Annotated in this window: 16 protein-coding genes and 2 pseudogenes; 4 read left to right on the plus strand and 14 right to left on the minus strand. The window is 72.8% G+C overall.

What is annotated here, in order from left to right; genetic code table 11:
* The coding region (locus ABZ873_RS31290; protein WP_360879240.1) for a cellulase family glycosylhydrolase at positions 1-1,606 on the minus strand (1,606 nt) is incomplete at its 3' end.
* A 331-nt stretch (positions 1,607-1,937) separates the two neighbouring features.
* On the opposite strand from ABZ873_RS31290, the gene ABZ873_RS31295 reads away from it, so the two are divergent.
* From ABZ873_RS31295 to ABZ873_RS31305, 3 genes are all read left to right on the plus strand, one after another.
* On the plus strand, positions 1,938-2,240 hold the full coding sequence (locus ABZ873_RS31295) for a hypothetical protein (RefSeq protein ID WP_360879243.1): 303 nt from the start codon (positions 1,938-1,940) through the stop codon (positions 2,238-2,240).
* 134 nt (positions 2,241-2,374) lie between these two features.
* A complete protein-coding gene (locus ABZ873_RS31300) occupies positions 2,375-2,836 on the plus strand; it encodes a cyclic nucleotide-binding domain-containing protein (RefSeq protein ID WP_360879246.1) in 462 nt (153 codons plus the stop codon).
* Positions 2,837-3,091: 255 nt separating this feature from the next.
* Positions 3,092-3,535, plus strand: a complete 444-nt coding sequence (locus ABZ873_RS31305) for a subtilase-type protease inhibitor (protein WP_360879249.1) — start codon at positions 3,092-3,094, stop codon at positions 3,533-3,535.
* Positions 3,536-3,654: 119 nt separating this feature from the next.
* Here ABZ873_RS31305 and ABZ873_RS31310 read toward each other — a convergent pair whose 3' ends face one another.
* Positions 3,655-4,506, minus strand: a complete 852-nt coding sequence (locus ABZ873_RS31310; protein WP_360879252.1) for a GNAT family N-acetyltransferase — start codon at positions 4,504-4,506, stop codon at positions 3,655-3,657.
* Positions 4,507-4,535: 29 nt separating this feature from the next.
* Positions 4,536-4,970 (minus strand): hypothetical protein, encoded by a 435-nt coding sequence (locus tag ABZ873_RS31315; protein ID WP_360879255.1) that lies wholly within the window; start codon positions 4,968-4,970, stop codon positions 4,536-4,538.
* A gap of 150 nt (positions 4,971-5,120) precedes the next feature.
* Between ABZ873_RS31315 and ABZ873_RS31320 the strand changes: the two genes are divergently transcribed.
* Positions 5,121-5,852: a Sir2 family NAD-dependent protein deacetylase gene (locus tag ABZ873_RS31320; RefSeq protein WP_360879258.1), complete on the plus strand. Its 732-nt coding sequence runs from the start codon at positions 5,121-5,123 to the stop codon at positions 5,850-5,852.
* A gap of 39 nt (positions 5,853-5,891) precedes the next feature.
* Here the strand turns inward: ABZ873_RS31320 and ABZ873_RS31325 are convergent, their stop codons facing one another.
* From ABZ873_RS31325 to ABZ873_RS31375, 11 genes and pseudogenes are all read right to left on the minus strand, one after another.
* On the minus strand, positions 5,892-6,371 hold the full coding sequence (locus ABZ873_RS31325; protein WP_360879261.1) for a VOC family protein: 480 nt from the start codon (positions 6,369-6,371) through the stop codon (positions 5,892-5,894).
* A gap of 125 nt (positions 6,372-6,496) precedes the next feature.
* The gene (locus tag ABZ873_RS31330; protein WP_360879264.1) at positions 6,497-10,075 is read right to left on the minus strand and encodes a bifunctional glycosyltransferase family 2 protein/CDP-glycerol:glycerophosphate glycerophosphotransferase; all 3,579 of its coding nucleotides are present in this window, start codon (positions 10,073-10,075) and stop codon (positions 6,497-6,499) included.
* Positions 10,076-10,271: 196 nt separating this feature from the next.
* Positions 10,272-10,646, minus strand: coding sequence for a hypothetical protein (locus tag ABZ873_RS31335; RefSeq protein ID WP_360879267.1), 375 nt, complete (start codon positions 10,644-10,646; stop codon positions 10,272-10,274).
* A 113-nt stretch (positions 10,647-10,759) separates the two neighbouring features.
* Positions 10,760-11,173: a roadblock/LC7 domain-containing protein gene (locus ABZ873_RS31340; RefSeq protein ID WP_360879270.1), complete on the minus strand. Its 414-nt coding sequence runs from the start codon at positions 11,171-11,173 to the stop codon at positions 10,760-10,762.
* Positions 11,174-11,244: 71 nt separating this feature from the next.
* Positions 11,245-12,036 (minus strand): transcriptional regulator, encoded by a 792-nt coding sequence (locus tag ABZ873_RS31345; RefSeq protein ID WP_360879273.1) that lies wholly within the window; start codon positions 12,034-12,036, stop codon positions 11,245-11,247.
* Positions 12,033-12,428: a roadblock/LC7 domain-containing protein gene (locus ABZ873_RS31350; RefSeq protein WP_360879276.1), complete on the minus strand. Its 396-nt coding sequence runs from the start codon at positions 12,426-12,428 to the stop codon at positions 12,033-12,035. Before ABZ873_RS31350 ends, ABZ873_RS31345 begins: the two co-directional genes overlap by 4 nt.
* Positions 12,429-12,609: 181 nt before the next feature.
* Positions 12,610-12,846: pseudogene (locus ABZ873_RS31355) on the minus strand (helix-turn-helix domain-containing protein); the annotation flags it as partial.
* A gap of 117 nt (positions 12,847-12,963) precedes the next feature.
* Positions 12,964-13,584, minus strand: coding sequence for a DUF6461 domain-containing protein (locus ABZ873_RS31360; protein WP_360879279.1), 621 nt, complete (start codon positions 13,582-13,584; stop codon positions 12,964-12,966).
* A gap of 55 nt (positions 13,585-13,639) precedes the next feature.
* A complete protein-coding gene (locus ABZ873_RS31365; RefSeq protein ID WP_360879282.1) occupies positions 13,640-14,203 on the minus strand; it encodes a TetR family transcriptional regulator in 564 nt (187 codons plus the stop codon).
* A 101-nt stretch (positions 14,204-14,304) separates the two neighbouring features.
* Positions 14,305-16,245, minus strand: coding sequence for an APC family permease (locus ABZ873_RS31370; protein WP_360879285.1), 1,941 nt, complete (start codon positions 16,243-16,245; stop codon positions 14,305-14,307).
* A 30-nt stretch (positions 16,246-16,275) separates the two neighbouring features.
* Positions 16,276-16,494, minus strand: a pseudogene (locus ABZ873_RS31375) (helix-turn-helix domain-containing protein); the annotation flags it as partial.
* Between the last annotated feature and the right edge of the window lie 184 nt (positions 16,495-16,678).

Below are 16,678 nucleotides of genomic sequence, written 5' to 3' on the forward strand. Positions count from 1 at the left end.
TGCACCGGCCGGACGTGGTCCTCATGGACATCCGGATGCCCCGCCTGGACGGCCTCGACGCGCTGCGCCAGCTCACGCGGCCCCACACCGCGCACAGGCCGCGGCCCGCCGTGTGGGACAGCCCGGTGAGGCTGGAGCCGTCCGGGCAGACCGCCTTGCGGGCCCCGGGGTCCCAGTCGCCGCCGGCCCGGGTGAGCAGCGAGGCGTTGTGGTCGCGGTGGTCCGTGGTCAGCTGGTACCAGGAGGTGGTGGCGGGCACCGGCCCGGTACGGCCGGGGGCGGCGAGCAGCCCGGCCCAGCGCGGGCTGCGCCAGTCCCCCGGGTCCAGGACGCCGGAGCGGTGGCCGGTGGTGTCGTAGCGGAGGAGAGCCCAGGTGTCGCCGCCGGGGGCGCCCTGGGCGGTGGTGCTCCAGCCGACGAGGGGCCAGTAGGCGAAGTCGGCGTCATGGCGGTTCAGTTGGCCGGTGAGCCGGTCGAACCAGGTACGCGGGGCGGCCGCGCCCTCGTCGGCGCCGATGCCGAACTCGCTGATCCAGACGGGGGCGGTGAAGTGCGCGCCGGTCTCGGCGGAGACGAAGAACGCCTGGTCGTAGAGGGTCTGCTCCAGTTGGGCGGCGGTCATGTCCTGGTAGCGGAGGTCGCTGGTCTCCCCGATCCCGGTCGCACCGCTGTGGTGGGGGCCGGTGTAGCCGTAGAAGTGCGCGGAGTACACCAGCTTGTGGGAGGCGACGAGGGTGTGGGAGAGGGTACGGACGGGGGTGAGGGTGGGGCGGCCGTGCGGGAGGCCGTCGACGGGCAGGCCGTACCAGTTGATGCCCTCGACGACGATCAGCAGGTTCGGGTTGGCCTCGGTGAGGATGCGGTCGGCGGCCTCCTGGGCGGCGGCGTGCCAGTCGTGCCGGTCACCGAGGCCCCAGTTGGGGTCGTCCCAGACGTCGCGCCGGACCTCGTTGTAGAGGTCGGCGCCGACCACGCGCGGGTTGTCGCGGTAGCGGCGGGCGAGGAACACCCAGTCGTCGGCCCACTGGGCGGTGGAACGGCCGCTGTTCCAGCGCTCGTTGCCGTCGAGCCCGCAGCACCACCGGGTGGTGACGGTGTGGTTGTTGAGGATGACGGCGAAGCCGCTGTCGGTGAGGGCGGCGACCACCGCGTCGAAGACCTGGAGCGGGGTGCGGCCGCGCAGGGCGGGGTTGGCGGCGACGGCCGCGTCCGGGACGGGGGCGGTGGTGCGCAGCATCTCGTTGGAGTAGGGCAGCCGGACGCTGTTGAGGCCAAGGGCGCGGAAGTCGGCGAGCAGCGTCGGCAGCGGGACCCGGTCCAGGCCGAGTGGGATGCCGTGGGCGTTCTGGCCGGCGTGGTGGGTGGCGGGGTCGGCGCGGTCGCCGGAGCCGTTCCAGGAGCCCTGGGCGCCGTCCCAGTTCCCGGAGCGCAGCCGGAAGCGGTTGCCGTCGGCGTCGACGATGTAGCGGCCGCGGGTGGACAGCGGCGGGGTCCACGCCCCGGCGGCGGCCTCGGGTGCGGGCGCCGGGGGCGGGGCGGCGTGGGCCGGCAGGGCGGCGGCGGTGAGCAGGAGGGCGCAGAGGGCGGCGCGTAAGAGGGACTTCATCGTGCTCCTGGCGGGGGGGGTTCGGCCGCCCGGCCGGGCGGCAGCCGCGGGGCAGGTTACCGGCGGGTCGCGCCAGGAGGAAGGCGGCGGCGGGAAGGCATCGGCCGGAAGACGCCCACAGGAAGACCACGGCGAGACGGCCAGCGGCGGAAGGGCGGCCGCAAGCCTGCCGGGCGCCGTCCCCTACGGCCGCCCGCGCGCCACGAGGACCGGTTCCGGCCTTCCGCGCCCGCGCGGGCGGTGCCACCCGGCCGAAACCGCCCCGCGCGGGGCGGCGCCCCTTTACGGTGCCCTGAAAGGGAAGCGGCACGGGCTGCGGAAGGCGGGGCGGATGGACGAAGAAGAAGACAGGCGACTGGCGGGGATGACGCCTGAGATCTCCTGCCGCACCCTCGTCATGCTGCGCGGGCTCGCCGGCCTGGAGCCGCCCGAGCAGGTCCCCGAGGAGGCGATGATCGTGGCCGACGCGGTACTCGCCCAGCACGGTACGGACGGGCTGCGGGTGCTGGTGATGACCCTGGCGGCCTGGGCGACGGCCCAGATCGAGAACGTGGCGGAGCTGAGCGGCCGCAGCCACGAGGCGGTGCTGGACGCCATGGAACTGGCGTGCATGGAGGCGAACGCGGAGGACTGAGAGGCCCGCGGGTCCCCCGGGAACAGCGGGTGTGTACGTCTTCCAGGAATCGGCGCCCGGCCGGGTAGGGATCCGGCCCGTTTCGGCGACACTGGGAGAGCAGGAGCCGCGGGGGGTCGTGATCGGAGGCCGTCGTGAGCACACCTTCCCCCATCCGTATCGCCGCCGTCCTGTCCACGGAGCATCGCGGACGGCTGATGTCGCAGGCCCGTGAGGTCAATTTCCCGGAGAACGCGCGGATCTTCGACGAGGGGAGCCGTGCGGACGCCTTCTGGATCGTGCGCTCGGGCACGGTCACCCTGGAGGTCCCGGTGGCCGGGCGCCGGCCCGCGCAGGTGGAGAACCTGGGCCCCGGGGAGCTGGTGGGCTGGTCCTGGCTGTTCCCGCCGTACGTGTGGCAGCTCGGCGCGGAGGCGATGACGCCGGTGCGCGCCTACGAGTTCGACGCGGCGGCGGTGCGGATGCTCATGGACGCCGATCCGGCCTTCGGCTCCGCGGTCGGCCACTGGGTGGGCCGGGTCCTCGCGATGCGCCTCCAGCAGACCCGCACCCGGCTGCTGGACCTGTACGCGCCCCGGCTGGGCGCGGCCGGCTAGCCGGGCCGGTCGCGCAGGTGCCTCCGCTCCCCCCGTTCAGCGGGGGGAGCGGAGGTGTTTCGGGGTGATGTCCGGTCGCTGTTCAGCCGATTCGGGCAGGTGTTCCCGCACTGGTCAGACCTCCACCACCGCTGCGGTCTGCACTCATCCGCATACGATCCGTGACGGAAAATGAGGGTGGGAACGGGCGTTCACGGCGCGGGTCCGCAAGACTCTGTCCGCTATCCGAAACACCAACCCAAGGGAGTGTTCGCAATGCGGTCCATCGCAAGGGGTCTCGGTCTCGGTTCCGCCGCCATGGCGCTCACCGCGCTCACCGCGCTGGCCTGGCCCGGCACGGCGGGCGCCGCACCGTCCGGCGCCCAGAGCCTGTACGCGCCCTCCGCGCTCGTCCTGACCGTGACCGCCGGTCCGGACGCCGCCACCGGGACGGTCCTGCGCGCGGTGACCCTCGCCTGCGCGCCGAAGCCCGGGGGCACCCACCCCAGCCCGGCCGCCGCCTGCCGTGAAGTACGCGCCGCGGGAGCGAAGTTGGACCCGCTCGCCGCTCCGGCGTCCAGGGCCGCCTGTACCCGGGAGTGGAACCCGATGACGGTCACGGCCGACGGCGTGTGGCAGGGCAAGCGGGTCCAGTACTCCTACACCTTCGGCAACCCGTGCGGCCTGCGGAACACCACGGGCATACTGTTCCACTTCTGACCCGGGGCGGCGGAATCCGTCCCGCGGGAGGGGATGGGCCGGGCGGCGCCGTGCGACCGCCGTCCGGCCCACAGCGGGGCCGCCGGCAGGGAACGTCCGGGCCCGACGGCCCGTGCGCCTCAGCCCAGTTCGAGGCTGGTGACGCCGAACAGCTCGGACAGGGCCACCTCGGGGGCCGGGCCCGTGTACATGCGGGCCGCCTCGAAGGTGGGCACCAGGCCGAGCGCCGTGAACAGCTCGACCGCCTCCGGGTTGGCGTCCGGTACGTCCAGGGAGACCGGTCCGCCCGCCGCGTGCCGCGCGAGCCGCCGCAGCAGGACGGCCGCCACCCGCGCGTCGGCCGCGTACAGGGGGCCGACGCGGTGGGCGGAACTGCACGGGCGGATCACCCCGAGCCCTTCGATCCGGCCGTCGCGCACGGCGGCGAGGGCCGTCCGGCCGGGCAGGCCGGTCCAGGCGGAGAGGAAGGCGTCGCGCCGCTCGGGGAAGAACCGCCGGTCGTAGGCCGCGAGCAGCCCGAAGGGCAGCGAGGCCGCGTCCACGATCTCGACGCCGGCCCCGGCGCCGGTGTCGTCGCCGAGGGGGACGCCCTCCATGCGGAGGTTGTTCCAGGCCCGCCGGAAGCCCGACTTGCGGTAGTTCTCCTGCTGCTCGACCACCCCGTCCAGGCCGACGAGCCGCCCGTCGAGCCGTGCCATCCCGGCCCGCCACAGGCGGATGCCGTAGCCCTTGCCGCGGAAGGCGGGGCGGGCGATGTAGAGGCCGATGAAGCCGAAGCCCGTTCCGTAGCGGACGGCCGAGATACTGGCGACCGGTTCCCCGTCGAGGCGGCCGACGAGGAAGCCCTCCGGGTCGGCCACCGCGAAGGCGAAGCGGTCCGACTCCCCCGGGTTCCAGCCCTCTTCGTCGGCCCAGCCGCGGATCGTCTCCATGTCGGCGGAGCTCGCCCCGGCGATCTCGAATCCCGTCATAGCCGTGTTCTACCAGACGCGGGCGGCGGTCAGCCCGCGCAGATCACGTCATCCACGCGCAGCGGCCGGGTGTCGAGGCGTACGTACGCGGTGAAGGTGTCGGTGCGGTCCGCGCCCCAGTGGGTGGTGACGGTGGCCCAGCCCACCCCGGCCGACTGGGCCACGGTGACCGGGCCGATGCCGATGTGCTGCGGGGTGTTCTGCGCGCAGAGCAGGACGTCGCCGGCCGCGTTCTCCTTCTGCCGGTCCTTGAGCACCTGGGAGACATGGTGCCGGCGGTCGTGCGCGGAGGGCCCGTGGTCCCCGTAGAACCGGGCGAGGAAGCGGCCGATCTCCTCGGCGGTGTGCCCCTCCCGGACGGCCGCCGGAGCGGCGGGGGCGGCGAGGGCCGGGGCGGGCGACAGGACGGGCAGCGCGAGCGCGGCCGGCAGGAGGGCACCGAGGGTGCGGGACATGAGCGTCATGTGCGGTTGTGTACCCGCCCGGCCCGTCCACCGGGAGGACCGGGCCCGGATCTCACTCCTGTGGACGCCCGCGGCGCACGGGAACCCCGGCGGCCCGGCCCCGCGAAATCGGGTCGCGGGCCGCCCGCGCTCGTACATAGGGTCCCGACCATGGGAAAGCCGCTCGTCGCAGTGTTCAGTGGAGCCGGGATGTCCACGGATTCCGGGATCCCCGACTACCGGGGGCCGCAGGGCCTGTGGCGCCGGGAGCCCGACGCCGAGAAGCTCGTGACCTACGAGTACTACATGGGCGATCCGGAGATCCGGCGCAGGTCCTGGCGGATGCGGGCCGAGATCGGCGCGCTCGGCGCCCGGCCGAACGCCGCGCACCTGGCCGTGGCCGAATTGGAGCGCTCCGGCGTCCCGGTCCGCGTCCTCACCCAGAACGTCGACGGGCTGCACCAGCTCGCCGGGATGCCCGAGCGGAAGGTCTTCGAACTGCACGGCAGCGCCCGCGCGGTGGTGTGCACGGCCTGTTCCGCCCGGTCCGGGATGGACGAGGCGCTGGCCCGGCTGACCGCGGGCGACCCGGATCCCGCCTGCCGGGCCTGCGGCGGGATCCTCAAGCCGGCCACCGTGATGTTCGGCCAGCGGCTGGACCCCGAGGTGCTGGCGCGGGCCGTCGCCGTGGCCAAGGGGTGCCAGGTGTTCCTCGCCGTCGGCTCCACGCTCCAGGTGCAGCCCGCCGCCTCGCTCGCCGGGATGGCGGCGGAGGCGGGGGCCCGGCTGATCATCGTGAACGCGGAGGAGACCCCGTACGACCCGCTGGCCGAGGAGATCATCCGCGAGCCCATCGGGACGGCGGTGCCGAAGCTGCTGAGCCGGATCGCGGAAGGCGGCTGACAGCTGACGGCTGACGGCTGCGAACGGGCTTGCGGCCCGTCAGCCCTCGTCGGCCGCGCGGCGCATCTCCGCCACGTCCAGCTTCTTCATCTTCATCATGGCGGTGGTGGCCCGGGCGGCCCGCCCCGGGTCCGGGTCGGTGATCAGCTCGATCGTGCCCGGCGGGATGACCTGCCAGGACACCCCGAACCGGTCCTTGACCCAGCCGCAGACGCCTTCCTGGCTGCCGTCGGTCAGGGTGTCCCAGTAGTAGTCGGCCTCCGCCTCGTCCGCGCAGTCGATCTGGAAGGAGATCGCCTCACTGAACGTGAACTGCGGGCCGCCGTTGAGACCCATGAACCTCTGCCCGTTGATCTCGAACTCCACGGCCATCACCGCGCCGGCCTCGCCGGGGTGCGCCTCGTTGAACCGGCTGACGCGGCCGAGCCTGCCGTCCTTGAACACCGACAGGTAGTAGTCGGCCGCCTCCTCGGCCTTGCCGTCGAACCACAGGCACGTGGTGAATCCGTTGCCGCTCATCTCTGCCTCCAGGCCGGTGCGTGGCGGTGGGTACCGCTCCTCACATACAGACCGGCCCCGGACCCGAAATTCATCGGTGGGTCCGGGGCCGGTCCGAGGACAGCCTGGAATTTCGCCCGTCCGGGCTACTTCACGGGCGCCGCGCCCTGCGCGAGCATCCGGTCGACGACCCGCTCGGCGGCGTTGCCCTCGTCCAGGTCGCAGAACTCGGTACGGAAGGCCGCGCGCGCCTCGGCGTACTCCGCGCCGACGGTGTCGGCGTTCCGTACGGCCTCGATCAGGCTCGCCGAGTCCGCCAGCAGCGGGCCGGGGGCCTTCGCCTCCAGGTCGAAGTTGAAGCCGCGCAGCGTGGTGCGGTAGTGCTCCAGGTCGTACGTGAAGAGCAGGATCGGCCGGTCCGTCAGCGCGAAGTCGAAGAGCGCCGAGGAGTAGTCCGAGATCAGGACGTCGGCGACCAGCAGCAGGTCGGCGGCGTCGGGCCAGCGCGACACGTCGACGACGAAGCCGTCGCGGACACTGTCGCGGACCTGCTCGGTGACGTGGTGGTGGCCGCGGATCAGCAGGACGTGGTCCTCGCCCAGCTCACGGCGGGCCGCGTCCAGGTCGATCCGCAGGTCCAGCTTGTAGCCGCCGGACCAGCCCTCGTTGTTCTCACGCCACGTGGGCATGTAGAGGACGACCTTCTTGCCCTCGGGCAGGCCCAGCCGTCGGCGGACCTCCGCGATCCGGTCCGCATCGGGCCGGACGAGCGCGTCGGTGCGCGGGCTGCCCGCCTCGACGACCTCGCCGTCGTAGCCGAGGGCCCGCTTGAGGAGCGGGGTGGCGTAGGAGCTCGGGGAGGCCAGCAGGCTCCACTGCGCGCTGTCGTGCGCCAGGCCCTCCAGGACCTCGGGGCTGGTGTAGTAGTCGTGCACGAAGTCGTGTCCGATCTGCTTGACCGGCGTGCCGTGCCAGGTCTGGAGGACGACCTGGCCGGGGCGGCGCAGGAACTGGCGCGGCACCGTGTCGTTGGTCACGAAGTAGCGGGCGCGGGCCAGGACCTCCCAGTACTCCCCGCTCTCGTACTGCACGGCGCGGGCGGTCGCCGGGACCTCGGTGCGGCCGTCGCGGACCAGCCAGATGTGCTCCAGCTTCTCGCCGCGGCGCACCAGCTCCTCGTGGATGGCGCGCGGCGAGTCACCGGAGCCCTGCCCGTGGAAGGCGCTGTAGACGACGATGTCCTTGACCGGCAGGGCGCGCTGCGCCGGGTAGGTCTCGTAGCGGGCGACGCGCTGGGCGTAGCGGGAGCGGTCGTGCGGGCTCAGCAGCGGGTCGGCGACGAGCACCATGCGGTCGTGGAAGCGGGTCTCGACCCGCATCCGGCGGCCCTGGGTGCTGAACGCGTGCGGTCCGGCGAAGAGCAGGCCGGGGGCCATCTGCACCGGGGCTCCGCGGTCCACGCCGAGCAGGCCGGCGGTGGTCCCGCCCTGGGAGGCGGGGCGCAGCGTGGGCCACCAGCGGCCCTCGGGCAGCGTGGTGCGGCCGGCGTACGCCTCGGGGAGCATCGGGTGGAAGGTGGTCTCGAAGGTGTCGCCGTCACGGGTGACGGGCCAGCTGAACTCGGTGCCGTGCGCGTTGTGCACGACCAGCTCGTAGGGCTCGTCGGCCGGGGCGGCGAAGCGGCCGCGCAGGGTGACGGTGCCGTCCTCGGCCTTGACCTCGTCGACCAGCGGCGGGGAGGGCTGGACGGAGAGCGCGAGGTGGCCGGTGTTGCCGCGCTTGGCGAACAGGGAGCGGCCGGCGGTCCCGCCGGGCAGCGGCAGGACCAGGCCGGTGAAGCCGCCGCGCTCGTCGTGGACCAGGCGGTGCTCGGTGCCGTCGGCGCCGACCACGGACAGGCTCCACGGCTCCGGGTTCCACTCGCCGGGCTCGGAGACCCCGTCCGGTACGGCGGCCAGGTCGGCCAGCGGTACCCGGGCGGTGAAGGCGGTGCTGCCGCCGGCGGACGCGGCGGCGGACTCCACCGGGAAGGTGCGGACGGTCCCGGTGGTGACGTGCACGGCGCGCAGGGTGGCGGTGCCGACCCCGGCGGACAGCTCGCCGCTGATCTCGACGGCGTCGCCGCCCGCGGGGCGGACGTCCAGGGCGCGGGCGCGGGCGACCTCGACCTGGACGGTCAGGGCGCCGGCGACGGCCGGGACGATCCGGACGTCGGGGGCGACCCAGAACGGGGGCGGGTTCTGGCCGGTGTCGTGCTCACCGCCGCGCAGGCGGGCGCGGTGCAGGCCGCCGGCGCCGGTGACGGCGACGGAGGTGGTCCACGTACCGTCGTTCCACTTGCCGCCCGACTGGAAGATCGCGGGGTCGACGACGGCGGTGAAGCCGGCCCAGTCCGCGTGGCGCAGGGCGAGGTGCGGGGCGTTAACGGAGGCCATCGGGGAGGCCACGGTGCGGGTGCTGACGACGGAGCGGCGGCGCTTGCCCTTCTCGCGGAAGACCAGCATCTTGCGGGAGCCGAGGCGGCTCTCGGCGCCGAGGTGGCCGGGCAGGGCGTAGCCGCGCAGCAGCAGCTTGCCGTCGGCCCAGACCGCCTGCTCCAGGCGGCTGACGACGCGGCGCTCGCGCGGGCCGAGGGTGAGGATCCTGGCGGGGACCGGCGGGCGGCCGTGCAGGAAGGGGTAGTCCGCCTGCGGGCGGGCGAGGCCCTTGACGGGCACGCTGTAGCTGTAGTCGCGCTGGTGGTCGGTGAGCGCGATGAAGTCCTCGACGCGGCCCTCGCCGGCCAGGTACGCCTTGAGGCGGTCGGCGACGGTCAGGTCGGACCAGGGGGCGGTGCCGATCTCGCGGACGAGCCCGCCGACCTCCTTGACGAAGGCGGCGCGGAAGTCGGCGCCGCCCTCCCCGACGTACTTGTAGATGAGCGGCAGTTCCTCGCTCAGTACGTTGTAGTCGTAGTCGCGCAGGTAGCGGACGTACTTGGCGCCCTGCTTGGCCTTGAGGGACTCGCGGACCAGGCGTACGGAGGTGACGCGGTCGATGAGGGAGACCGGGTCGGTGGAGCGCTGGGTGATGGAGCGCTCGCCGGTCTCGCGGACGCGCCAGTGGTAGACGCACTCGCTGAGGATGTCGACGCTGGTGGCGAAGTAGTGGGCCGGGATGCTGACCGGGGCGTCCTCGTAGAGGATGCCCTCCGGGTACTGGAAGCCGTGCTCGTCCCAGAAGGTGCGGCGGTAGACCTTGTTCCACGCGGTGCGGTCGGTGACCAGCGCCGGGAACTTGGAGATGTGGGTCTTCAGCTGCGTCCGGGCGAAGGCGGCGCGGTGGCCCCAGGACTGGTTCATGCCGACCGAGCGGAAGCGCTTGACGTTGCCGCCGACGAAGTCCGAGCCCGTCTCGTCCAGGGTCTCGATCATGCGCTGGTAGGCGTAGTCCGGCATGGTGTCGTCGCTGTCGACGAAGGCCAGGTACTCGCTGTCCGGGTGCATGTGGCGGGCACCGGTGTTGCGGGCGGCGCCGAGACCGGCGTTCTCCTGCATCACGACGCGGAAGCGCTTGTCGCGTGCGGCGAAAGCCTTGGCTATGACGGCGCTGGTGTCGGTGGAACCGTCGTCCACGAGGATGGCCTCGAAGTCGCCGAAGGTCTGAGCGGCGATGGATTCCAGGCACTCGTCGAGGTAGAGCTCGACGTTGTAGACGGGGACGACGATGCTCAGGCGCGGGGGCATGGGTGGCGGTTTCTCCAGCGTTTTATGCTTTTTCGATGATCAGCTCACAGCATCTTACTCTGTAACAGAATCATAAACTCCACCCATATGGGGCACATGGAACTGATCGCCGGGGCGGACGGCAAAGAATTCAGCCGTCCGCCACCTCGACGGTGCGGGAGAGCACGGTCGGACCGGTCCCCTCCGGGCCGTCCGGTCAGATCTCCAGATCGGTCTCGATCTTCTTGAGCTGGTGCCGGGCCATGGCGAGGTTGGCCCGCTTCTTGTCCAGCGCGAGATAGAGGAAGAACCCGGCCGAGCCCCGCCCCTTCATCAGCCGGATCAGGTGGTACTGCGTACCGAGGGTGATCAGGATGTCCTCGATCTCGTCGTTGATGCCGAGCATCTCCATCGTGCGGACCTTGGCGCGCACCACGTCGGTGTTGCCGGCCGCGGCGACGGCGAGGTCCAGGTCCTTGCCACCGCCGATGGTGCCGAGGGCCATGCCGCTGCCGTAGTCGACGAGGGCGGCGCCGATGGCGCCCTCGATGAGGGTGGTGGCTTCCTTGAGCGCGGTCTCCACGTTGACCATGAGAGGTACCTCTTTCTCGTTTCTCTGTGACTGCGTGTAGGGGGGTGACGATGCGTGGGGTGATGACGGTGCGTGCCGGGACGTCCGCCTACGGGGCCGACCGCGGGCGCCGGTCAGCCGGGCGGGGCGCCGCGGCGGCCGAGGGTGTGCTCGATCAGCTCGGCGATGCGCAGGCTGGAGCGGCGGGCCTCCAGGTGGAGGCGGCCGACGTTGATGCGCGGCTCCGCGGTGAGGGTGAGTACGGCGGCCAGGCCCGCGGCGTAGGTGGCCACGTAGCCGTCCTCGCCGCGCACCAGCAGTTCGCGGAAGGCGCCCTGGCCGGTGCTGTCGCTGAGCCGCTGGGCGACACCGAGCGCGGCCGCGGTCAGCGCGGCGACGGCCTCGACCTCGGCCGCGGCGCTGTCCTGGGCGAGGACGAAGCCGTCGGTGCTGGCGGCGAGGGCGCCGGTGAGCTGGGGAACGCGGGCGCGCAGCCGGCGGAGCTCGGCGAGTATCTCGGCCTCCGCCTCGGGGGGCACCGTACTCATGTCGGCCTTACTCCTTTCGGGCGGCCTCCTCTCGGAGCGGTCGGCGCGCAGGGCCGGTCGCAGCGGGAGCCTCACAGGCTTGCCTCCAGTGCGTCGCGTAACCGGCGGAGCAGCGCCACGTCCGGGGATTGGGCCTCGGTCATCCAGTCGGGCAGGGGGGGAACAGCCGGTGGTGGGGGCGGGCTGTGCGGGGTCTCGACCAGTCCGGCCGCGGCGAGGCGGCGGACGTCGAGCAGGGTGTGGAAGGCGGGCCTGCCCAGGACCCAGGCCAGGTCGGCCGGGGTGCGCGAGCCGTCGGCCCGGTCGAGCAGGGCCCGCTGCCGGGCGGTGACGGTCTGGCCGGGCAGGGCCGGCCGGGGTACGACGGGCGAGGTGTCGAGCTGGGGGTAGGGCCATACCGCGTCGAGCAGTTCCCGGCGGCGCCGGGTCTCCCGTTCGACGGCGGCGGCGGGGACGGAGCGGACGGAGCCGATCCAGTGGGTGGCCCCGCGGCGGAAGCGGGAGGGGCCGGTGCCCGGGGAGAGGGCGAAGAAGGCGGCGTCGAATATCGCCGCGAGGTGGCATATCTCCAGTTCGCCGCCGGCCAGGCCGCCGCTGTCCACGAGGAAGCGGGCCACCTGGCGGCGGGCGCCGGCCCGGTCGACGGCTTCCCGCCAGCGTTCGGGGGTGAGCCCGCCGCCGGTGGTGAGCAGGACGTCGAGTCCGGGGGTGGCCGGGCTCTCGGCGTGCACGATGCGGCCCTCCTCCAGGAAGAGGGTGCCGCGGTCGCGGAGCAGGGCTCCGGTGGCGCGCTCGGCGGCGAGCCGGGTGAGCAGGGGGGACACGGCGGCGAGGGCGTGGGGGGCGGTGGCCTGGGCGGTCATCTGAGCACCAGCCCCTCGGCGAGGGCGCGGAGTCTGTGGCGGGCGAGGGCGAGGTTGCCGTCGGCGCGGTCCAGCCACAGGTGGAGGAAGACGCTGCTGTCGAAGCTGGTCTCGACGAAGCGCAGCACGTGGTAGCCGTTGCGGGTGGTGACGATCAGGTCCTCGACCGGGGGTCCGTCGTCGGCGCGGCCGGTGTCGGCCGGGGCGAAGGACTCGTATTCGGCTGCCGCCCGGGCCAGCTCGGCGGTCTCGGCGGCGGTGGTCTCGTGGTCGCCCACGGGCGATTCGCCCGCGGTGCCGAGGGCCAGTCCGCTGCTCCAGTCGACCAGCGCGGCCCCGCGCGCACCAGGCAGGGCCATGGCTTCCAGCAGGCATTCGTCGATCCCGGGCACGCGGGCTCCCCTCCCGGCCGGACGTGCGGTGTGCACGGTCGTGCGGCGCGACAGGAGGGAACTTACTCAAGTTCCGATGGACGAAAGGGCGTTCTGGCATTTTCCGCTGGAACGTGCCACGCCGGACGTCAGAGCTTGGCCGGAACGCGTCGGAATCTGATCACGAAGCCAGCGGGAGGTCGTCCGCGAGCCGGAACGAGCCACCTTCTCGCTGCACGTATCCCTCGTGGCTGAGGGTGCGCAGCAGGTGGTAGACGGTGGGCAGGGGGATGCCGGTGAGTCTGGCGAGCCGTTTGGCCGTCGCCCCGTTCTCCGCGGACATCGCCTCCAGCAGGCGCAGGGCGCGCTGGACGGAACCGATCAGGGTGGGTGTGCTGTCCTTCTGCGGGCTGTCCTTCTGACTGTGCTCAGTGGCCATCGCTGGTCCCCCTGTGCTCCGGTACGAGGGCGGGCACAGCCATCAAAGTGGCTTCCGGGCCGCAAAGCCAAGCGGACGCGCGTAAACCTGAGCATAAGATCACCGGCTCCCGGCCCCTCATGCCGTGCACGTCACGTAGGCGGGCAGGGCGGCTTCCTCGATCAGGTGACGCGGCAGGCACAGTCCGAAACGCCGCTCCAGGACGGCCAGGGTGCGGCGTCCGTCCTCCTCGTCCGGCTCCCCCTCGGGGCGGGTGCTCGTACCTTCCGGGGTCAGGATCCCGGCCGCGACCAGCTCGGGGAGCAGGTGGTCCGGGCGGTGGCCGCCGCGCCAGCACTCCTCGCCGATGCCGAAGCAGCAGACCAGCTCGCCGTCGTGGGCGTAGGCGAACAGGGTGGGCGGGTGGTCCGGCTGCGGGTCGAGGTGGACGGCCTCGACGCCGCCCCGGGAGACCTCCGCGAGCCGTTCCGCCCCGGCGGGCATCCCGTGCTCGACGGCGAAGGTCCAGTCGCCCCAGGTGCCGACGCGGGCCACGCCGTCGCCGTCGGCGGTCTCGGTGACCATGCTCCAGGCGTCCTGGGCAGTCAACGGGCCGGGGCGCAGGTCAGGGAGCGCCCCGAGCCGGGCGGCCAGCTCCTCGGGGCCTATGCCCCGGGCGAAGGTGAGGCCGACGAGCCATTCGCCCCAGTCGGCCAGCCACTGGATCCCGCGGACCCGTTCCTCGGTGGTGTTCGTCATACCCGTACTCCCCACGGTCCTCCGGGACACCGGTACTCCCCCACCGGCACGATAGTCAGTCCGGGGCGTCCTGCGGGAGGAGTCGCTCGACCATCGTCTCGATCAGCGCCTCCGGGGAGTGCGGCTCCAGCAGCTCCGGCACGGTCAGGTCGTCCACGATCAGGCCCAGCATCGCCAGGTACAGCAGGACCACTCCCCGCCGGTCCCCGGGCAGGCCCTGCTCCAGGTGCCAGGCGATGTTGGCCTCCAGCTCGGCGCCCTGGAAGCCGGACAGCTCCCGCTGGAGCTCGGGGCGCCGGGTGGCCTCCAGCCGCAGCTCCAGCATCGCGATGTGGACACTGCGCTCGCGCCGCATCCGCTCCAGCAGCCGGCCGAGGAGCACCGCCGTGTCCAGCGGGCCGGCCAGGTCGGCCGGGTCGGGGGTGAGGCGTTCGCGGGTGCGGTGCAGGATCTCGACGAGCAGCTGGGAGCGGTCGGCGAAGTAGTTGGTGGTGGTGCCGACGGGGACGCCGGCCTCCTTGTCGACCGCGCGCAGGGTCAGGCCGCGTGATCCCTCGCGGGCCAGGACTTCGATGGCGGCGTCGAGGAGCGCGGCGCGGCGCTGGGGGTTCTGGCGCATGAGGGTCCCGGCTTCCGGTGCCGTCCGGGCGGGCCGGGACGGACGTACGAGAGCACTGCGGGTGCAGTGCTCTCGCTCACGGTAGCCGACGGCCGCGGCCCTCAGCTCTCCCGCCGGCCGGGCCCCGCGGTCCTGGCCGACTCCAGCAGGTACGGTACGTCGATCACCGCCACCCCCGGCGTGAACAGCAGGCGGGCCTTGAGCCGCAGGGCGTTCTGGTTGTGCAGGGGCTGCTCCCACCAGTGGCCCACCACGTACTCGGGGATCACCACGGAGAGCATGTCCGTCTCGGCCTCCGAGGCCCTTTCCTGGACGTACGCGAGCACCGGGCGCACCACCTCGCGGTACGGGGAGTGCAGGATCGTCAGCGGCAGCCCGGGATCGTGCGCGTCCCACGCCTCCCGCAGCCCGGCCGCCTCGGCCTCGTCCGCCGCGACGGTGACGGCGGTGAGGGTGTCGGGGCGCAGGCCCTGCGCGTAGCCGATGGCCTTGAGGGTGGGGGCCTGCACGGCGGCGACGAGGACGAGGACGTGGTGGCGGGCCGGCCGGTGCGGTGTGGCGTCGGGGGCGACGCCGACCTGCCGGGCGACCTGGTCGTAGTGGCGGCGTACCCCCTTCATGCCGAAGAAGAGCACGGGCATGGCGATGACGACCAGCCAGGCGCCGTGGGTGAACTTGGTGAGCAGGACGATGACCAGGACCACGGCGGTCATGGTGGCGCCGACGGCGTTGATGGCGAGCCTGCGGTGGATGTGGACGCGCTCCGTCCGCGGGGTGGCGGGCGAGGCCAGCTCCTTGCGCCAGTGCCGGACCATGCCGGACTGGGAGAGGGTGAAGGAGACGAACACGCCGATGATGTAGAGCTGGATCAGGCGGGTCAGCTCGGCGTCGAAGGCGACGATGAGGGCGATGGCGACCAGCGCGAGCAGGACGACGCCGTTGGAGTAGACGAGCCGGTCGCCCCGGTTGTGCAGCTGCCGCGGCGCGTAGCGGTCCCTGGCGAGGATGGAGGCCAGCATCGGGAAGCCGTTGAAGGCGGTGTTCGCGGCGAGGATCAGCACCCCGGCGGTGACCGCCTGGAGCAGGTAGAAGAGGAAGTGCCAGCTGCCGAAGGTGGCCCGGCCGATCTGGGCGAGGGCGGTGGAGGTGGGGGTACCCGGGGGCAGGCCCAGTTCGGTGGGGTCGGCCGCGACATGCACCTGGTAGCTCATGGCGAGCGCGGTGATGCCCGCGAACATGGTCACCGAGAGGAGGCCCATGACGGCGAGGGTGGCCGCCGCGTTGCGGGCCTTGGGCTTGCGGAAGGCGGGCACGCCGTTGCTGATCGCCTCGACGCCGGTGAGCGCGGTGCAGCCGGAGGCGAAGGCGCGCATCGCGAGGAAGACCACGGCGATTCCGGTGTACGTACCGGTGGCGATGATCGGCAGGTCGGCGGACTCGGCGCGGATGGTCTGGCCGGTGCCGAGGCGGACGGCGGCGACCGCGAACATCAGGTAGACGACGAGGACGAAGCCGTAGGTGGGGATGGCGAAGATCCGGCCCGACTCCCGGACGCCGCGCAGGTTCATCACGGTCAGCAGCACCACGAAGCCGACGGACAGGGCCACGTCGTGGTCGCTCAGCGCGGGGATGGCGGAGGTGATGGCCGAGACCCCGGAGACGACGGAGACGGCGACGGTCATCACATAGTCGACGAGCAGGGCGCTGGCGGCGGTGAGGGCGGCGGTCTGGCCCAGGTTCTCGGCGCTGACCACATAGGCGCCGCCTCCCCCTGGATAGGCGTGGCAGGTCTGCCGGTACGAGGCGACGACCACGACGAGCAGGAAGACGATGGCGGCGGCCGCGTACCAGGTGAGGTGGAGCAGTGCGACGCCGCCGAGGGCGAGGATCAGCAGGATCTCCTCGGTGGCGTAGGCCACGGAGGAGAGCGGGTCGCTGCAGAAGATCGGCAGGGCGAGCCGTTTGGGCAGCAGGGTCTCGCCCAGCCGGGCGGTGTCGAGGGGTTCACCGACCAGCACCCGTTTCGCATTGATGCGCCTCATTCGAGGATGATCGTGCATTTCGCCGGGGCATCACCCCTTTTGCGGCTTGTGTCCCGAGGCCAGCTCCTCCGCCCGCTGCGCCAGCCACAGGTCGTAGCGAGCGCTCGGGGACTGGAGCAGCGAGCGCTCCAGCAGCGCTTCGATCCGCGCCAGCCGTTTGCGGGCGGCGGGCACCGAGACCCCCATCGCGGCGGCCGCCGGGACGAGCCGGGCCTCGTGCTCCAGCCAGGCGCGTACGGTCTCACGGGCCTCGGCTCTCCGAGGAGACACGGCTCCGGGCCCGCATCCTTTTGCGCGAGGTCCGCGAGCGGTTGCGCCTCGACACCCTGGTCATCGGGATCCTGCGACGGTTGGCCCGCCATCGGCCAACTCCACCTGCTGGCGCAGAACTTCCACTACACGCAGGTCGAGTGCGGGCTCGCCGCGACCTCGC

It is taken from the genome of Streptomyces sp. NPDC047014 (assembly GCF_040644195.1).
In the GTDB taxonomy this organism is placed as follows: domain Bacteria; phylum Actinomycetota; class Actinomycetes; order Streptomycetales; family Streptomycetaceae; genus Streptomyces.

Excerpts from the sequence above, each read along its gene's own strand:
- ABZ873_RS31295 (WP_360879243.1), top strand. The coding sequence starts at position 1,938 with ATGGACGAAGAAGAAGACAGGCGACTGGCGGGGATGACGCCTGAGATC.
- ABZ873_RS31340 (WP_360879270.1), bottom strand. The coding sequence starts at position 11,173 with ATGAGTACGGTGCCCCCCGAGGCGGAGGCCGAGATACTCGCCGAGCTC.
- ABZ873_RS31305 (WP_360879249.1), top strand. The coding sequence starts at position 3,092 with ATGCGGTCCATCGCAAGGGGTCTCGGTCTCGGTTCCGCCGCCATGGCG.
- ABZ873_RS31325 (WP_360879261.1), bottom strand. The coding sequence starts at position 6,371 with ATGAGCGGCAACGGATTCACCACGTGCCTGTGGTTCGACGGCAAGGCC.
- ABZ873_RS31360 (WP_360879279.1), bottom strand. The coding sequence starts at position 13,584 with ATGACGAACACCACCGAGGAACGGGTCCGCGGGATCCAGTGGCTGGCC.
- ABZ873_RS31345 (WP_360879273.1), bottom strand. The coding sequence starts at position 12,036 with ATGACCGCCCAGGCCACCGCCCCCCACGCCCTCGCCGCCGTGTCCCCC.
- ABZ873_RS31330 (WP_360879264.1), bottom strand. The coding sequence starts at position 10,075 with ATGCCCCCGCGCCTGAGCATCGTCGTCCCCGTCTACAACGTCGAGCTC.
- ABZ873_RS31335 (WP_360879267.1), bottom strand. The coding sequence starts at position 10,646 with ATGGTCAACGTGGAGACCGCGCTCAAGGAAGCCACCACCCTCATCGAG.
- ABZ873_RS31315 (WP_360879255.1), bottom strand. The coding sequence starts at position 4,970 with ATGACGCTCATGTCCCGCACCCTCGGTGCCCTCCTGCCGGCCGCGCTC.
- ABZ873_RS31365 (WP_360879282.1), bottom strand. The coding sequence starts at position 14,203 with ATGCGCCAGAACCCCCAGCGCCGCGCCGCGCTCCTCGACGCCGCCATC.
- ABZ873_RS31310 (WP_360879252.1), bottom strand. The coding sequence starts at position 4,506 with ATGACGGGATTCGAGATCGCCGGGGCGAGCTCCGCCGACATGGAGACG.
- ABZ873_RS31320 (WP_360879258.1), top strand. The coding sequence starts at position 5,121 with ATGGGAAAGCCGCTCGTCGCAGTGTTCAGTGGAGCCGGGATGTCCACG.
- ABZ873_RS31370 (WP_360879285.1), bottom strand. The coding sequence starts at position 16,245 with ATGAGGCGCATCAATGCGAAACGGGTGCTGGTCGGTGAACCCCTCGAC.